Raw genomic sequence first — 15,953 nt, forward strand, 5'->3', positions numbered from 1 at the left:
ACGAAACTTTAATAACTGACACTCCGCTATCGCGAGCAGGCTCACTCCTACAGGGTTTATGTAAGCCGGTTATTTGCGCATCCGCATCAACTCCGGCAAGCCGATCTTCAGCAACCGCGCCGTCCTGCTCTTCGCCAGTTCCTCGACGCCTTCATGCTCGGTCAGCCGCGCCATCTGCGCCGCCATGTTCATCACCAGCGCCTCGCGACTGTAAACGCCACCACCGAGCTGGTAGACCGAAGCAATCAACTCGCGCAACTCCAGCGGCAGCCGCCAGCGAGTTCTCAATGCCGAGCCGTAGGAAGCGGCAAACTTCGCCAACGCTTCACCGACCTCTTCCAGCTCGTCCAGCTCGCCGCCGGCCTGTTGCCATTCCTGCAAGCAGCGCAGCAGCGCCAGATCGCCGAGTCGATGCAGCATGCCCGCGCAATAGCAGCGTTCCTGATCCAGATCGAGCAAGCGCGCCAGCGTGCGGGCATATTCCGCCGTGTGCAGTGACAGCCCCCAGTAGCGCTCGGCGTAATCTGCCAGGCACGCATTGCTGAGCCGGGCGCTGCGTTTGAGCGCCAGCCCGAGTATCAGGTTCATGCTTTGCCCGGTGCCGAGTCGATGCAGCGCCTGCGCCAGGGTCTGCACTGGCGCGCCATGGTGCTGCGCAGCACTGTTGGCGGCCGCGATCAGCACTGCGGTGATCTGCGGATCGGTGCGAACCTCTTCCTCCAGCAGTTTCAGGTCCAGCCCTTGGGGATTGAGGCTGCGCTTGACCGCCACTTGCACGTCGGTCATCAGCGGCGCGCCATCGGCCTGCTCGCGACGCCGTTCCAGAAACACTGACAGGGTCATGCCCGGCGCCAGTGCCGGCACTTCGCAGACCACGGCTTCGCCGACGTTGAGCAGCAAACCCTGCAAGCGCTCGGTCAGGCCTTCCATGTTCAACGGTTTGGTCAGGTACGCGGTCGGCGCCAGCGGAATCGCTTCGCGCACGCTGGCGCTGTCGTTGCGGCTGCTCATCAGAATGAACGGCAGTGGCGGATTGCGTTTGCGCTGACGAACGCTGCGCAGCACATGCAGTCCATCGATTCCGGGCAGCTCCCAATCGACGATGGCCAGGTCATACGGCACCTCGCCAAGCAACGACAGCGCTTGCTGGCCGTCGGCGCACAGATCCAGGCGCGCATCGCAGCGCACGTTGAGCAGTACTTGTTTAAGCAGGTCGCGAGACCAGGGATCGGCCTCGGCAATCAACACCCGGGGTACGGCGGGTAAATCAACGGCAGTCATGCGCGCTCTCCTTGCAATGCCTGAACCTTAGCCAATGCCGGACATTCGTTACAGCGCAAACGCGGCCGATGTGTTTCAACGGGCGTAAAAAAACCCGCCGAAGCGGGTTTTTGTCGAGCAGGTCACACCATCGATCAGAGTTCGGAGAAGCACTCTTCGATGATCGCCAGACCCTTGTCCAGTTGCTCGTCCGGCGAAGTCAGCGGGACCAGCACGCGCAGCACGTTACCGTAAGTGCCGCAGGACAGCAGGATCAGGCCCTTGTCCCGCGCCTTGGCGACAACAGCCGCTACAGCGGTCGGGTTTGGCTTGTGGCTGTCGCCGTTTTCGAACAGCTCGACCGCGATCATCGCGCCCAGCGCGCGCACTTCACCGATCACCGGGTACTTGGCCTGAATGGCCTTCAGGCCGGTGACCAGACGCTCGCCGACAGCCTTGCAGCGGTCCAGCAGTTGCTCTTCTTCGAACACTTCCATCACGGCCAGCGCAGCGGCGCAAGCGATCGGGCTACCAGCGTAGGTGCCGCCCAGGCCACCCGGGGCGATGGCGTCCATGTACTCGGCCTTGCCGCACACGCCGGCCAGCGGGAAACCGCCAGCGATGGACTTGGCAAAGGTGGTCAGGTCGGCGGCAACGCCCATCTGTTCCATGGCGAAGAAAGTGCCGGTACGGCCAGCGCCGGTCTGCACTTCGTCAGCGATCAGCAGAATGCCGTGCTGGTCGCACAGCGCGCGCAGACGCTTCATGAATTCCTTCGGCGCAACGTAGAAACCACCCTCACCCTGCACCGGCTCGATGATGATCGCGGCGATGTCCTTCGGCTCGGCGTCGTTCTTGAAGATGCGTTCGATGGAGGCGATCGAGTCGTCGATGCTCACGCCATGCAGTTCGTTCGGGTACAGCGCGCGGAAGATGCCGCCTGGCATCAGGCCCATGCCGGCCGAGTACGGCACGACTTTACCGGTCAGGCCCAGGGTCATCATGGTGCGACCGTGGTAAGCGCCGGTGAACGCGATCACGCCAGCGCGGCCGGTGGCGGCACGGGCGATCTTCACGGCGTTTTCCACCGCTTCGGAACCGGTGGTCACCAGCAGGGTTTTCTTGGCGAAATCGCCCGGCACCTTGGCGTTGATTTTTTCGCACAGCTCAACGTACGGCTCGTAGGCCAGCACCTGGAAGCAAGTGTGGGTCAGCTTGTTCAGCTGTTCGGTTACGGCAGCGATGATTTTCGGGTGCACGTGGCCGGTGTTCAGTACAGCAATGCCGCCAGCGAAGTCGATGAACTCACGACCTTCGACGTCGGTCACCGTTGCGTTCTTTGCCGACTCGGCGAAGATCGGGTGAATCTGGCCAACACCACGAGGTACGGCATTGGTGCGGCGGGCCATCAGTTCAGCGTTAGTCTTGCTCATTACAGTCCTCATTCGCCGCTCATCGGGCGGCGTGGTTCAAGGATGAAGCGGGAGGAATCGGCGGTGGCAGCATGCGATGATCGACTGCCACGGCGTTCCCGGCCGCAGAGAAAATTCCGTTTTGAAACGACGCAAAGGACAGCGCTCTCGTGCCCTTTGCGTTTGCAGCGATCCCATTCCCGGCTTAGATGCCCAGGCAGAGGTATTTGATTTCCAGGTAATCTTCGATGCCGTACTTGGAACCTTCACGGCCCAGGCCCGAGGCCTTGATGCCGCCGAACGGCGCGACTTCGTTGGAGATCAGCCCGGTGTTGACGCCGACCATGCCGTATTCCAGCGCTTCGGCGACACGGAACACACGGCCGAGGTCGCGTGCGTAGAAATACGAGGCGAGACCGAATTCGGTGTCGTTGGACATGGCGATCACTTCCGCTTCGTCTTTGAAGCGGAACAGCGGCGCCAGCGGACCGAAGGTTTCTTCCTTGGCCACGGCCGCGTTTTTCGGCACGTTGGTGAGGATGGTCGGCTCGAAGAAGTTGCCTTCCATCGCCTTGCCGCCGGCCAGTACGGTCGCGCCTTTGCTCACGGCGTCAGCGATGTGTTCCTGAACCTTGGCCACGGCTTTTTCGTCGATCAGCGGGCCGGTAGTGGTGCCGTCTTCCAGACCGTTGCCGATTTTCAGTTTGGCCACAGCCACTTTCAGCTTCTCGGCGAACGCATCGTAGACCGCGTCCTGAATGTACAGACGGTTGGCGCAGACGCAGGTCTGGCCGTTGTTGCGGTATTTGGAAATGATCGCGCCTTCGACGGCCTTATCCAGATCCGCATCGTCGAACACGATGAACGGCGCGTTGCCGCCCAGTTCCAGCGAGACTTTCTTGATGTCCTTGGCGCATTCGGCCATCAACTGGCGACCGATTTCGGTCGAGCCGGTGAAGGACAGTTTGCGCACGATCGGGTTGCTGGTCAGCTCGCTGCCGATGTCGCCGGCGCTGCCGGAGACCACGCTGAACACGCCCGCCGGAATGCCCGCGCGCTGAGCCAGTTCGGCCAGGGCGAAAGCGGAGAAAGGGGTTTGCGAAGCAGGCTTGAGCACCATGGTGCAACCGGCGGCCAGTGCTGGGCCGGCCTTGCGAGTGATCATTGCTGCCGGGAAGTTCCACGGAGTGATCGCTGCGGTGACGCCGATCGGCTGCTTGATCACGATCAGGCGCTTGTCCGGCTGGTGGCCTGGAATCACATCACCGTAGATGCGCTTGGCTTCTTCGGCGAACCACTCGATGAACGATGCGGCGTAAACGATTTCGCCCTTGGCTTCGGCCAGCGGCTTGCCTTGCTCGAGGGTCATCAGGCGCGCGAGATCGTCCTGATTCTCGATCATCAGCTCGAACCAGCGACGCAGCTTGCCGGCACGCTCCTTGGCGGTCAGTGCACGCCAGGCCGGCAGCGCCTTGTCGGCGGCCTCAATGGCACGGCGGGTTTCTGCGGCGCCCATCTTCGGCACGGTGCCGAGGATTTCGCCGGTGGCCGGGTTGTTGACCTTGATCGTCTGACCGTTGTCCGCATCGACCCAAGCGCCATCGATGAAGGCTTGCTGGCGGAACAACTGGGTGTCTTTAAGCTGCATGTCGGCTTTCCTTAACAGCACCGCGGCCTGCGCGGAGCAAATTATGATTGTAGAAAGGCGCCTCGCAAGGCTGCCGTCAGGGAAATCAGTGAGCGGATTGTGGCGCATCGACAGTGCACGACCGGGCGCACCTGCGCTGCAACATCCCGTCAACGAGCGTTTGAAATCTCAAACGGATCGTAGGTTCAAAGGGGGTAAAGGACAATAGGTCGTTCGAAAAAAAGAACAAAAATGCCGCTTTTCAGATCAACGCACCGAAAACCCGTACTGCAGGAAAAACCTTAGATCAACCCCGGCAAAGCGCCAAGCGAGGGTTTTGCAGGACGTTACCGCTTTAAGGAATACAGCGATTTTGTGCCGACACGCACTCTGACAAAACCCGCCAAACCCGGCATGGACGCCCCGAGCCGACCTAGGTATGATGTCGCCCGCTGCACCAGTAGCTCAGCTGGATAGAGTACTGCCCTCCGAAGGCAGGGGTCGTGGGTTCGAATCCCGCCTGGTGCACCATGAATCAAACGAGAAAGCCCCGGACTGTGATGGTCCGGGGCTTTTTTGTGGGCGATGACAAGATCGCTGGAACGCCGTCACTCCGTCGTCCAGTCAAACTCGTCATATTCATCGTCGTCATCTCCCTCCTCCTCCACCTCTTCAAACACCTCGTCTTCATCAACGAGGTCTTCCTCCGGCTGATTCAGCAGAAATTCCTTACGTGTCTCGGTTACTGCACGCCGCATTTGTTCGCCCTTCTCCGGGCAGTTGAGTAGCTGGGCGATGCGGTCGATTTTTGCTGCCACGTTGTCCTCCAGCGCATTGGCAATGGCTCGATAGTGCGCGTTTTCGCGGGGCAATGCCAAATGGCTGGGGAATCAGGGCAGTCAGCCGCCCGTAAGCGGCCGAACCTCAGCGGTGATAACGCCGCACCGCGCTGCTGTTGCGCAGCACATGGCCTTTGATTTTTTCCATCAACTCGGCGCGGGTCAGGCCGGCCGGCAAAGCGTCCGGGGCGAGGTCGAGGGCGTAGATCTGAATGATGTAGTGGTGCGCGCTGTCGCCCACTGGCGGGCATGGGCCCATGTAATGGGTGTTGCCTTTGCTGTTGGTGCCGCCGACGCCTTCGAGCGCGGATTTAGCGCCGACGCCGGCCGCGATCTGGTGGGTGGTGGGTTTGATCCCATAGTGAATCCAGTGATCGACGCCCAGGCCCTTCTGGCCGTCCGGGTCATGCATGACGATGGCGTAGCTCTGGGTTCCGGCCGGGCCGGCGTTCCAGCTCAGCGCCGGCGACTGGTTCTTGCCACCGCAGCCAGGCGCGTCGCTGGCGGCGGCCGAGGTGAACAAGCGGTTATCCGACACGCCCGGGATGCTCAGGGTGAAGCGCTCCTGGGCCTGCGCCGGGAACTGCACGCAAAGGGTCACGGCGATGGCCGCCAGCCATGGGTTGAGAGAGGTCAATCGGGTCATTCCGGGAGCACCTTGTGCAGTGAGGCCGTCGTCGGCCCGCAAACTATAGCTGTACCGTTCGTGCCTTGGCAGTAGCAAATGGCTGAACCTCCCGCGGCGGCCTCAACTCACAAGAGAAATGCCTGCGAGGAAGCTGAAGATGTCCCTGCACCGAGTCGCCCGTTTCGCCGATGTCCCGCAAGACCGTGGCCTGCAAGTCGAAATCGGCGACTGCAAGATCGTCCTGCTGCGTGCCAACGGAGAGTTGCGAGCGTTTCAGGGCCTGTGTCCACACGCCGGTGCGCCACTGGCCGAGGGTGCGTTGTGTCACGGCAGGTTGATCTGCCCTTGGCACAAAGCCGCGTACCGCGCCGAGGACGGAGGCCTGTGCGAGCCGCCGTCGCTGGACAGTCTCAAGCGCTTTCCGCTGGAGTTGCGCGGCGAGGAGATCTGGGTCGATGACCAGCCCCTGCCCGATCCGCACACCCCGCCGGCCGACGATCCAAGAACGTTCGTGGTGGTCGGCGCCGGCGCCGCAGGCACTGCATGCGCGGCGGCGTTGCGGGAGAAGGGTTTTGGCGGGCGCATCGTTATGGTCGACGGCGAACAGGATGCCGGCTACGACCGCACGGTGCTGAGCAAATTTGTTCTGGCCGGGGAAATGTCGCCGAAAGAGGTTCCGCCCCTGCGCGATGAAGCCTTCTATCAAGCGCAACGCATCGAACGCGTACAAAGCGAAGTCAGCGCACTCGACGCTCCAGGCAAAACCCTTCATTTAAGCAATGGCGGAATCCTGCGCTACGACGCCGCGGTACTCGCGACGGGTGGCGCACCCAACCCGCTGAAACTACCCGGCGCTGAGCTGGCCAACGTCTTCGTCCTGCGTTCGAAAGCCCAGGCTGAACAGATCATCAACGCCGCTCAACCGGGCCAGCGCGCGGTGATCATCGGCGACAGTTTCATCGCCCTCGAATGCGCGTCAGCCCTGCGCGAGTACGGCCTCGACGTTACCGTGCTGGCGCGTCATGCGATCCCTTTCGCCAAGCAATTCGGCGAAGCGGTAGGCAAGGCGATTCGCGCGTTGCACGAAGAGCACGGGGTGAAGTTCATCAGCGAGCACGAGGCTACCGAGATCTTTGGCGAAGAGAAGGTCGAGGGCGTGTTGCTCGACAACGGCTTGCGCCTGGCGGCGGATTTGATCCTCGCTGGCGTCGGCGTCCACCCGGCTACCGAGGCCTTCGGCTCACTGTCCAAGGAAGATGATCAGTCTTTGCGCGTCGATGACGGCATGCGTGTCGGCGATGGTTTATGGGCCATCGGCGATATCGCCACGTTTCCGCTGAGCGGCCAGCCAACCCGAATCGAGCACTGGCGTTTGGCCCAGCAACACGCGCGCATTGCCGCCGCCAACATGCTCGGTGGCGAGGAGCATTATCTGGATGTGCCGTTCTTCTGGACGTACCACTTCGGCAAGAACTACGACTATCTCGGTCACGCTGCGGAATGGGACGAGGTCGAGTTCAACGGCGAGCCGGATAAGCCGCCGTTCATTGGCCTGTTCGCGAAAAACGGCATCGTCGTCGCGGCGGTGGCCTGCGACAAGCAACGCGCGATGGCGCTGCTGGCCGAACGAATGAAACAACCTTTGCGGATGAAGGAGGCGTGGACGCTGATCCAGGCCTGACACCGGTCCTGTAGGAGCTGCGTAGGAGCTGACGAGTGCAACGAGGCTGCGATCTCTTGATCTTGCTTTTACATAAGCAAAATCAAAAGATCGCAGCCTTCGGCAGCTCCTACAGTGGAGGTCACGTCAGGCGGTTTACCGGCTCGCGTTGGTCATCGCCATCGGCATGCAGAAAGATCACCCGCTGTTGCCCCAGCGGCGCGGGCAATGCCTGCTGCTGCACCGGCCAGAAATGCGTTTCCACGTGGCTGATATCGCCGTCCTGATCGTTGTGGATGGTCATCACGCCAGGCGTGCGCAGTTTCTGGAAACGCTCATCGCAGAGCTTGAAGCTTTTGCTCAGACCTTCATCACCAATCACCGGCGAGGGCAACCGGCGCTGAGCGAAGCTGCGGCTCTTGCGTTGCTGATAACGTGCCCAACCAATCAGGATCACTGCGTTGACCACCGCCACCCACAGATAAACCTGCAAGGTGCCCAAGGCGTCGAATGCCGAATGCTCGATGCGTGGGCCGCCGGTGGTTTCGATCAATGGCCATAGGCCGCGCACCAACAGGTACAGCAGGCCGACCCAGGCCATCACGGTAAGGATGACGTCGATCACCACCAGAAAGGGCCGTTGGCGAGTGCGGATAATTTTCATTTGATGACTTCCTCCTGCTCGTCGCCCAGCGGTCGGATGCCCCGATCAGGACTGACCCAGCGCGCGCGTTTCTTGTGTTGGCTGAACAACACTTTGGGGAAACTGACCAAGGTGGTCAGCAGACTGACGAGCCAGAACACCAGCGGGTACCAGACCACCCAGAACATGGTCTTGCCCAGACCCGGCTCATAGCGCCGATCGATGACGATGCTGACCGCGAACTGCACCAGACAGACCACCGCCAGCAACAGACCGGTGAAGGCCGGTGGCATCAAGTGATCCACAGCGATTGCATCCGGCATGACCATGAATTTGCCCATGCCCCAGAAAATCACCGACAACAGGAAGGTGAACGCCCAACCGGTGGACAGGCAGTATTCGAACAGCAGCGGCCACAGGTAACGATGGCGATACTGCCAGATGCCGCGAATGTTCTTGAACAGCACTTCGGCGCCGCCCTGGGCCCAGCGCAGACGCTGCTTCCAGAGGCCGCCGAGGGTCTCCGGCATGAGGATCCAGCAGAGCGCGCGCGGTTCGTAAAAGATGCTCCAGTGATCGAGTTGCAGCTTCCAGCTGATGTCGATGTCTTCGGTGATCATGTCCGGGCTCCAGTAGCCGACCCGGTTCAGCGCGGTACGGCGGAACGCGACGATCACCCCGGAGACGGTGAAGATGCGCCCGAACACCCGTTGCGTGCGTTTGATCAGACCGATGATCGAGGAGAACTCGCCGACCTGCACCCGCCCGATCAACGTCGACCGTGTGCGGATGCGCGGGTTGCCAGTCACGGCGCCGAGACGTGCGTTATCCAGCATCGGCGCGACCAGATAGGCCGCGGTATTGGGCGCCAGCAAGGCGTCGCCATCGATGCACACCAGATATTCACTGCGCGCAGCAATCGCGCCCATGCGCAGGGCCACCGCCTTGCCCTGGTTCTCTGCCAGATGCAGGACCCGCAAACGAGGATCTTCCTTGGCCAGTGCGTCGAGAACTTCAGCCGTGTTGTCCTTGGAGCCGTCGTTGATCGCGATGACTTCGATGTTCGGGTAATGCTGCGCCAGTGCCGCGTGAATGGTGTCGGCAGCGTTGTCGCCTTCGTTGTAGCAAGGAATCAGGATCGAGATCAGCGGCTCGCCTTCCAGTGGCGGCGGCAGCGTGTCGTCCTGCCATGGCCAGTGGCGCTCCCAGTGCAACCAGAAATACAGGCCGCCGGCGATCCACAACCCGGACATGAACAGCGGGTAGAAGAACACGAACGACATCAGGAACTGGCCGGTCACCAGGAAAATCAGCCCCAGCGGAACGCCAAGAACGATCGCCAGAACAAGCAGGGCTAACAGTCTATCCAGCATGTTATGGATTCCATTTGTTGGAGAGTGCAGGCCTTACGGTTTTCAGGTCCGGCAGGTTGTCGAGGAAGTTGTCCGGGTAGTAACCGAAACTGGTCGCGCCCTGGCGCTTGAGCCGGCCCATCCAGTCCGCCAGTTGTGCGGCATCGATGTCGGCCTGATCCTTCTGGTTCCAGTCACGCGCCTGCAATTCGAACACCGTGCGATTGAGCGCACCGGGACGTTTTTTAACCGTGGCCACCAAGGTTTCCAGCCACGGCCCGGACTCGGCCCGGGTCTGTTTTTCCATCAAAGGCATAGCCATCGGCGCCGTCCAGTCGTAGGTGGCGAGGAAATCGTCGAGATTCTGTGCGAACCACGCTTCGCTCTCGGGATTAAGCATCGGCTCGGCAAAGATGTTGCGCGCGGTCAGCACCTGCGGGCCGCGAATGGCGCGGACCCTGGCGGTCAGTTCGTTGGTGAAGTCGATCAGGTAGCGGCTCTTGAAGCGGGTCCAGCGTTGCATCGCCGCCGGGTCGTCGCGCAGCGCGGCAATCGAGCCGGGCAACCCATGTGCAGCGTAGGCCTTCAAGGCATCCGGGCTGGCATCTTCGAAGTCCGACAGCACTGCGTCGTCATGGTAGAGGACGCCATCGATCGAGGTCAGACTCGCCAGGTCCTCGTAGATTTCACCGATGACTTTCCGCACTTCGGGATTGAACGGTGACAGGCGTTTGTACTGCTTTGGATCGACCGACGTGATGGCGGTCTTCGGGTCCCAGCGGGTCACCCGCGGCAGCTTCGAATCGAGCTCGAAACTCAGCACCGGCATCCATGCATAGACCTTCACATGAGCGCGGGTGCGCAGTTGCCAGGCGACGCGGTCGAACAGGTCGGCGCGCACCGGCAAGTGGCGGTTGGGGAAGTACAGCGAGTGCACCAGACCATCGCCCTTGGGATCGGCAAAAGCTTGCAGAAACACCGTGGTGGGGCCCAGGTCAGAAATGCGCTGCACCAGTTTGCCGAGGTTGATGTCCTGTTGCGCCGGGTCCGGATCGTAGACGTTATCCAGATCGACATGCACCACGCGCATCGCCAACTCTTCCTGCACCGCGACGATGCTGTTGGCAAAATGCTCGCCGTCAGGGTCGGAGGTAACGAGGAAGCGTGGCCCGCTCATCAGGTTGTCGAGGGTGTCGAGGCCGTCGTCCAGGGTCAGGGCCATTTCATAGCCCTCCTCGCCAACCACGCTCAGCGACGTGCCGTCAGCAGCGCCGTACGGCCAGACCCAGACCCGCGGTTTGTAACCGGTAACCCGGCGGATCTTCTCGGAAATAGTCTTCACGTCGGCACGAATGCGTGCCTGGAAATCGGCTTCGGACTCGTAGCGCTTGGTCACGGGGTCATAGCGCCGGGTCGCAGCGGCCGGCTGCAAGTTGCCCTGCGGGTTGGCGAGGATGCCTTTGTGGCTGGCGTCGGTATGGGCGGCGATCTCTACCAGCCCCGACCTGGAAATTTCGCGGACCTGCTCCCAGGTCAGAAAGTCCGAACGCTTGCGCGGCGTGCCGGCAAAGTCCACCGGCTGATTCAGCGGTGTGTCGATCCAGGTGCCGACCGGCGCCAGCAAAGCGTGCCAGTTGTAGGCGCGCAACACCGGCAAGACGCGGGTATAGAAGCTGGCATAACCGTCGTCGAAGCTGAGCAGCACCGCTTTCGCCGGCAGCTGCGGGCCCCCCTTGCGTGCGGCCATGATCTGGTCGACGGTTACCGGTTTGTAGCCGTTTTCACGCAGCCAGGCGAGTTGCTCGATCATGCGTTCGGTGCGCACTGCCACCACGGCCTGATCGGGATCACGGTCTTCAACGTCGTGATAGGCGATGCCGAGCACATGGTTTTTTGGCCACGGTTGTTCACTGGCCGCGACCGGGCGCTCGGAGGGCGGCGCGAAGGCCGGGGCCTGCTGGGCGCAGGCGCTGATCAGCAGCGCTCCCAGCAAAAGGATGAAACGCGAGATAAAAGGCATCTTCAAACTCTTCTAGAAGCGGAAAGTGAGGTCGACGAGCAGACGCAGATCAGTTTCCCGATCACCGTCGTAAGGCCGGTTGATCACACTGAACATGCCGCCCACATCGAACACGTCGTTCCAGGCGTACCGTTGGCCGTAACCGAGCAACGCCATGCTGCCGGTGCCGTGGTCGCGCTGGCTGTAGGTGCCGGCGCCGGCCTGGAATTGCTGGCTCCAGGAAGTTTCGTAACGGTGGTAGAGGACGTGGTTGACGTTGACCAGCGGCATCACGCTGAAGTCCGACTTGGGGTTGAAGTACGGCACGTCATCGGATTTCGAGTTGTGGCTGGTGCCGACTTCCAGACCAGCATCGACCTGGATGTTCGGCGCGCTGTAGATACCTTCACGTCCGGTCACCAACGCTTCGACACGGTTGTTGCCATCGCTGAAGTGCGAGGGGCTGACCGAGACGCGCCACTCGCGGCTTTCGTTGGCGCGCCAGCGCAGGAATGCGCTGCCGCCATTGGCCTTGATGTCGCTGTTGAGTGCGCGCAGCGGTGTTTCCGCCGAGAGGTATTCGAGGCTGCCGCCGTACTGCCAGTGATCGTTGATGTCGCGGGCGATCGCCAGGCGTGCGCCTTGTTTGTCACCGAAGCCGTAATCGTGATTCGACACTTCGGCTTCGAGGGTCATGTCACGGGTACGCCGTTCCAGGCCGACCCGTTGGAAGCGATGGTGGCCAGTCCCTTCGGCGAAATCACCGGTGGCATAACCGGCGCCGGCGAACACGCGCCAGTCTTCGTTGATCGGCGGGCTGTACAACGTGCTCTGGATGCCGAAATCACGGCTGCCGCTGACCGCACCGGCATCGCCACTGCCGCCACCATTGGCCTTGCCGCCGTAGGCTTCGACGCGCAGTTCGGCCATGTCATGCACTTCGCGCTCGCGGGCCAGTCGCTGCACCTGGCGGTTGTCCGGATAGCGCGCGACCACGTCGTCGACCAGCGCATCGTTCTGCCGCCACTCCTGCAACTCCATCGCGGTGCGCGCCTGAGCGACCTCAAGGCCCGCGTCGCGCGGTGCCGCGCTCTCGGCTTCCTTGAGCTGGCTTTCCGCGCGGCGCGGCATCTGGCGGGCGAGGTAGAGATCGGCCTGGGCCAGACGCAAGCCGAGATTGCCTGGCGCTTGCTCGATGAGAGTCTGCAAACGCTCTTCGCCGTGGGGCAGGTCGGAACTGTAAGTGCCGGCCTGCGCCGCGAGTTGCTGGGCGTCCATCCACTCATCGTTGGGATTGCCGATCGGCAGACCCTTGAGTTCGACGCGCGGACGCTGGGCTTTCGCCGCGTCTTCGGCGACCTTGCGCGCCTCGTCGGCGCGATCGCTTTCCAGCAGCGAGTAGTAAAGCGCAGTGGTGTCTTCGAGACGATCACCGACATCGGCGTCAGGCGCTGAAAGCACCTGGCGATACAGATCGGTGGCGATCTCCGGCTCACGCTGATCGAGATAAGACGCCGCCACCCACCGCAGGGCGTAGGTCGGAATCTGCACGCCCTCGGCCTGCAGCTTTTGATATTCGCTGATGACGTCGGCGGTGCGCGCCCGGGCCTTGAGCGCCCCCATGCGGTCGATGCGCCAGCGCGTCACGTCGTCATGGGCAGTGGCGTCAGGCGTCCAGGTCGCGAGCAGTTTGTCGTAATCGGCCAGCGCGCGGTCAGCAATGACGTAGCGTTCCTGTTCGCTGCGGGTGGCAAGTTCGGCGAGGCGCACACGTTCGGCGGCGAGATCGCCTTCGAGACGGCGCAAGGTCACCGGATCAATCAGACCGGGGCGCTGACTGGCCAGGCGCAGCGCCGGTTCAGGCAGACGGGCCTTTTGCAGCGCGACCACGTACTCGCGGGCGACTTCCGGTTTGTTGCCGGCGCGGATAAACGCCTGATCGTATTCAAAGAGAGCGTCGTACTGCTTGCCGGCGCGGCCGAGGGCATAGCCCAAGGCCAGGCGGCGTGACGGATCCTCGGGTTTGGCGGCGACCAGCGCCTGGGCACGGGTGACGGCCTGATCGGGCTTGCCGGAATCGGCCTGGGTCAGCGCCAGACCCAATTGCAGGTCGGCGTTGTCCGGCTCCAGCGCCAGCGCCTGGTTATAGACCTGGGCGGCCTGGTCCCAGCGCGTGAGGTTGCGATAGGCACGCGCAGCGGCGGTCAGCGCCTGAACCGGCAGGACGCGGTCGCGGCCCTGGGTTTCATAGACCTTGACCACTTCGGCATCGAGCCCGGCCCAACTGGCGATTTGCAGGTGATCACTGATCTGGCCGTCGCTGGCCTGGCCCGGCGGCACCTGACGCAACACCGTCAACGCGGGCGTGTAGTGCCCGGCGCGAGCATCGCGGACCATTTCATCATAGGGTGTGTCGGCCAACGCCAGCAGCGGCCAGAGCAACTGGCTGCAGAGGGCGAATCGGAACAAAGGGCGCAAACCACGATGTACTACAGGACCATCAATACGCGGCATTCGTCAGCATCCTTACATGGCCAGCCGGGTCGCAATGCCCTCCTTGCCCATTCGTAACGGTGGCCGAGAAGACAGCCTTCGGCCAAGCTTGGTGAGGCAGTCTGCACGCAAGCGAGAGCGAATTTTCACATCGCAATAATTGTTCAGAATCGGCTCTTCTGTACAAAACTCGTACAGCAAAACGCCCGGCGCCTGTTCACACAGGGGCCGGGCGTCCGGGTGGCGCGCGGTGGATTTATTGCACTTGGGTGACGCCGGCGAACTTGCTCATCAGGAAGCCGATGAACTGTTCGACGGTCATTTTCTGGCCGTTGAATTCGACCTGATTGGCCGCGTAATGCAGTTTGGTCACCACGTTGGTGCCGTCGACGACGGCCAATTGCGAGCCGACCGCCATGCCGGCGAACATGTCCGCCGCTTCCCTGGACTGATCGACGATGGCTTTGGCGTCAGTCTGGCCATCGAGTTGCGCCTGCACGCTGAGCAGATCGACCAGCATCGGCTTGGACACTTGAATGTTCAGGTCGAGCAGCGCAATCAGCTGCTTGCCCAGTTGATCCGGTGGCAGGTCCATCGATTGCGGTTTGGTCAGGTCGATCACCAGATTGGCGCGGCTTTCACCGTTGGCGGTGTTGAACGAAAGGTTCTCCAGCGCCAGTTGCGGGCCGGCGGCCAGCAGCTTCTGCAGGTCGGCTTTGACCTGGGCGTTTTCCGCTTCGGTCAGGTTCAGCTCCGGTGCCGGCAGGCCCTGTGCGGCGGCTTCGGCGGCGGCTTTTTCGTACGGCTGCAATTTGGTCTGGTAGATCTGCATCAGCGACATGGTCGAAGGAATGTCGAGGTTCTTCAGGCTCATGGCCATGGCTGCCGAACCGACTTTCTTGTCGTTGAGCGTCACTTCGCCGATTTTGTAATCGGCACGGCCCGAGGCGTTGCTGCCGCTTTCTTCGGTGCGGTTCTTCATTTCGAAGTTCTTCACCCCCAGCACCATCGGTTTGGCGCCGAAGGTGGTTTTGCTGCTGGTCACTTCCAGGGTGTTTTCCCCGGTGTAGTAACCGTAGCTGCTCTTGGCGAGGTTGCTGGCCAGGGTCAGGCCGTTGAGCTCGATCTGCACCGGCGCCTGGTCTTCAGACACGGTGACCAGTTTCAGATTGTCCATGTAGCCGTCGGCCTTGACCTTCTGCGCCTGGGCGCTGGCGGCGATGTCCATGCTCAGCCCGGAGAACTTCAGGCTCGATTGTTCATCCAGGGCGGTTTCGAACGGCACCAGGTTGAGGGTGCTGGTGGTCGATTCGTCGTAGCCGATGTTGGTCACGCCCTTGAGCGGCGCGGCGCCGTTGGCGGCGGCGAACCATTTTTCTGTGGACGGGCTCTTTTCCAGTTCATAGTTGCTGGTGGCCATGACCGGCAGCCACTTCAGCGAAACCAGACGGGAGAACGGCAACGGGCCGTGTTCGATATGGTCGACGAACAGCAGCTCGACCGGCGCATCACCGAACATCTCGCCTTCGCCCTTGAGGCGATAGTGCGCGGTGCTGGTGAAGGTGTGGCGTTCCAGCGACACCAGCTCCAGCGACGCCGTGCCGTTGGAGCCGGCCATGGCGGTCTGCAGCTCCTTGTTGGCGTTGGTCACGGCGTTGTTCAGTACGCCTTCGATCTTGGTCCCGGTGTACCAGGCCCCGCCTGCGCTGATCGCGCCGATGGCAACAACGATTCCGAGGAGCACGCCTGCTGATTTATTCATGAATGACCTGATCGATTTCCGTGGCTGTGGATGAAGTCGTCTTCCTTGAACCCGGGATCGGGTCGCGGCTCGACTGTGCGCAATAAGCGGTGGAGATTAGCACCGGGCGCGGGGGACGGCCCACTGTTTAGAGGTTAAAGAGTGTCTGTGGGGGGAATGGACCGCTGACAGGGTTGAAGAGTTTCAGTGTCTGGAAGGACGCTATCGCGAGCAGGCTCACTCCTACAGGGGGAACGCATTCCAAATGTAGGAGTGAGCCTGCTCGCGATAGCGCCGGA

General features: G+C 61.9%; 11 protein-coding genes and 1 tRNA gene. 2 read left to right on the forward strand and 10 right to left on the reverse strand.

The window, feature by feature from the left end; genetic code table 11:
- Positions 1–69: 69 nt before the first annotated feature.
- From DCO47_RS19655 to gabD, 3 genes are all read right to left on the reverse strand, one after another.
- A complete protein-coding gene (locus DCO47_RS19655) occupies positions 70–1,281 on the reverse strand; it encodes a response regulator (protein ID WP_065615333.1) in 1,212 nt (403 codons plus the stop codon).
- A gap of 134 nt (positions 1,282–1,415) precedes the next feature.
- Complete coding sequence (gene gabT, locus DCO47_RS19660) at positions 1,416–2,693, reverse strand: 4-aminobutyrate--2-oxoglutarate transaminase (protein ID WP_016772251.1); 1,278 nt, start codon at positions 2,691–2,693, stop codon at positions 1,416–1,418.
- A gap of 184 nt (positions 2,694–2,877) precedes the next feature.
- The gene (gabD, locus tag DCO47_RS19665; protein ID WP_024011131.1) at positions 2,878–4,320 is read right to left on the reverse strand and encodes an NADP-dependent succinate-semialdehyde dehydrogenase; all 1,443 of its coding nucleotides are present in this window, start codon (positions 4,318–4,320) and stop codon (positions 2,878–2,880) included.
- 433 nt (positions 4,321–4,753) lie between these two features.
- On the opposite strand from gabD, the gene DCO47_RS19670 reads away from it, so the two are divergent.
- Positions 4,754–4,830 (forward strand) — tRNA-Arg (locus tag DCO47_RS19670).
- 77 nt (positions 4,831–4,907) lie between these two features.
- Here DCO47_RS19670 and DCO47_RS19675 read toward each other — a convergent pair.
- Together DCO47_RS19675 and DCO47_RS19680 are read right to left on the reverse strand one after the other, a co-directional pair.
- The gene (locus DCO47_RS19675) at positions 4,908–5,177 is read right to left on the reverse strand and encodes a hypothetical protein (RefSeq protein ID WP_173867368.1); all 270 of its coding nucleotides are present in this window, start codon (positions 5,175–5,177) and stop codon (positions 4,908–4,910) included.
- A gap of 46 nt (positions 5,178–5,223) precedes the next feature.
- Positions 5,224–5,784, reverse strand: coding sequence for a YbhB/YbcL family Raf kinase inhibitor-like protein (locus tag DCO47_RS19680; protein WP_016772253.1), 561 nt, complete (start codon positions 5,782–5,784; stop codon positions 5,224–5,226).
- Positions 5,785–5,923: 139 nt separating this feature from the next.
- Between DCO47_RS19680 and DCO47_RS19685 the strand changes: the two genes are divergently transcribed.
- On the forward strand, positions 5,924–7,447 hold the full coding sequence (locus DCO47_RS19685) for an FAD-dependent oxidoreductase (RefSeq protein WP_116658729.1): 1,524 nt from the start codon (positions 5,924–5,926) through the stop codon (positions 7,445–7,447).
- 121 nt (positions 7,448–7,568) lie between these two features.
- On the opposite strand, the gene pgaD is transcribed toward DCO47_RS19685, so the two are convergent.
- The 5 genes from pgaD to DCO47_RS19710 all read right to left on the reverse strand — a co-directional run bounded on the left by pgaD (position 7,569) and on the right by DCO47_RS19710 (position 15,675).
- Entirely contained in the window at positions 7,569–8,090 is a 522-nt protein-coding gene (gene pgaD, locus DCO47_RS19690) for a poly-beta-1,6-N-acetyl-D-glucosamine biosynthesis protein PgaD (RefSeq protein WP_116658730.1), read from the reverse strand.
- The gene (pgaC, locus tag DCO47_RS19695) at positions 8,087–9,442 is read right to left on the reverse strand and encodes a poly-beta-1,6-N-acetyl-D-glucosamine synthase (protein ID WP_042610160.1); all 1,356 of its coding nucleotides are present in this window, start codon (positions 9,440–9,442) and stop codon (positions 8,087–8,089) included. Before pgaC ends, pgaD begins: the two co-directional genes overlap by 4 nt.
- A 1-nt stretch (position 9,443) precedes the next feature.
- Positions 9,444–11,441 carry a poly-beta-1,6-N-acetyl-D-glucosamine N-deacetylase PgaB gene (gene pgaB / locus DCO47_RS19700; protein ID WP_042610159.1) on the reverse strand — a complete coding sequence of 666 codons (1,998 nt, stop codon included), beginning with the start codon at positions 11,439–11,441 and terminating at the stop codon, positions 9,444–9,446.
- Positions 11,442–11,453: 12 nt separating this feature from the next.
- Positions 11,454–13,934, reverse strand: coding sequence for a poly-beta-1,6 N-acetyl-D-glucosamine export porin PgaA (gene pgaA / locus DCO47_RS19705; RefSeq protein ID WP_116658731.1), 2,481 nt, complete (start codon positions 13,932–13,934; stop codon positions 11,454–11,456).
- 235 nt (positions 13,935–14,169) lie between these two features.
- Complete coding sequence (locus DCO47_RS19710; RefSeq protein ID WP_116658732.1) at positions 14,170–15,675, reverse strand: YdgA family protein; 1,506 nt, start codon at positions 15,673–15,675, stop codon at positions 14,170–14,172.
- Positions 15,676–15,953 lie beyond the last annotated feature (278 nt).

This window comes from Pseudomonas sp. NDM (genome assembly GCF_003105095.1).
Classification (GTDB): Bacteria; Pseudomonadota; Gammaproteobacteria; order Pseudomonadales; family Pseudomonadaceae; genus Aquipseudomonas; species Aquipseudomonas moraviensis_A.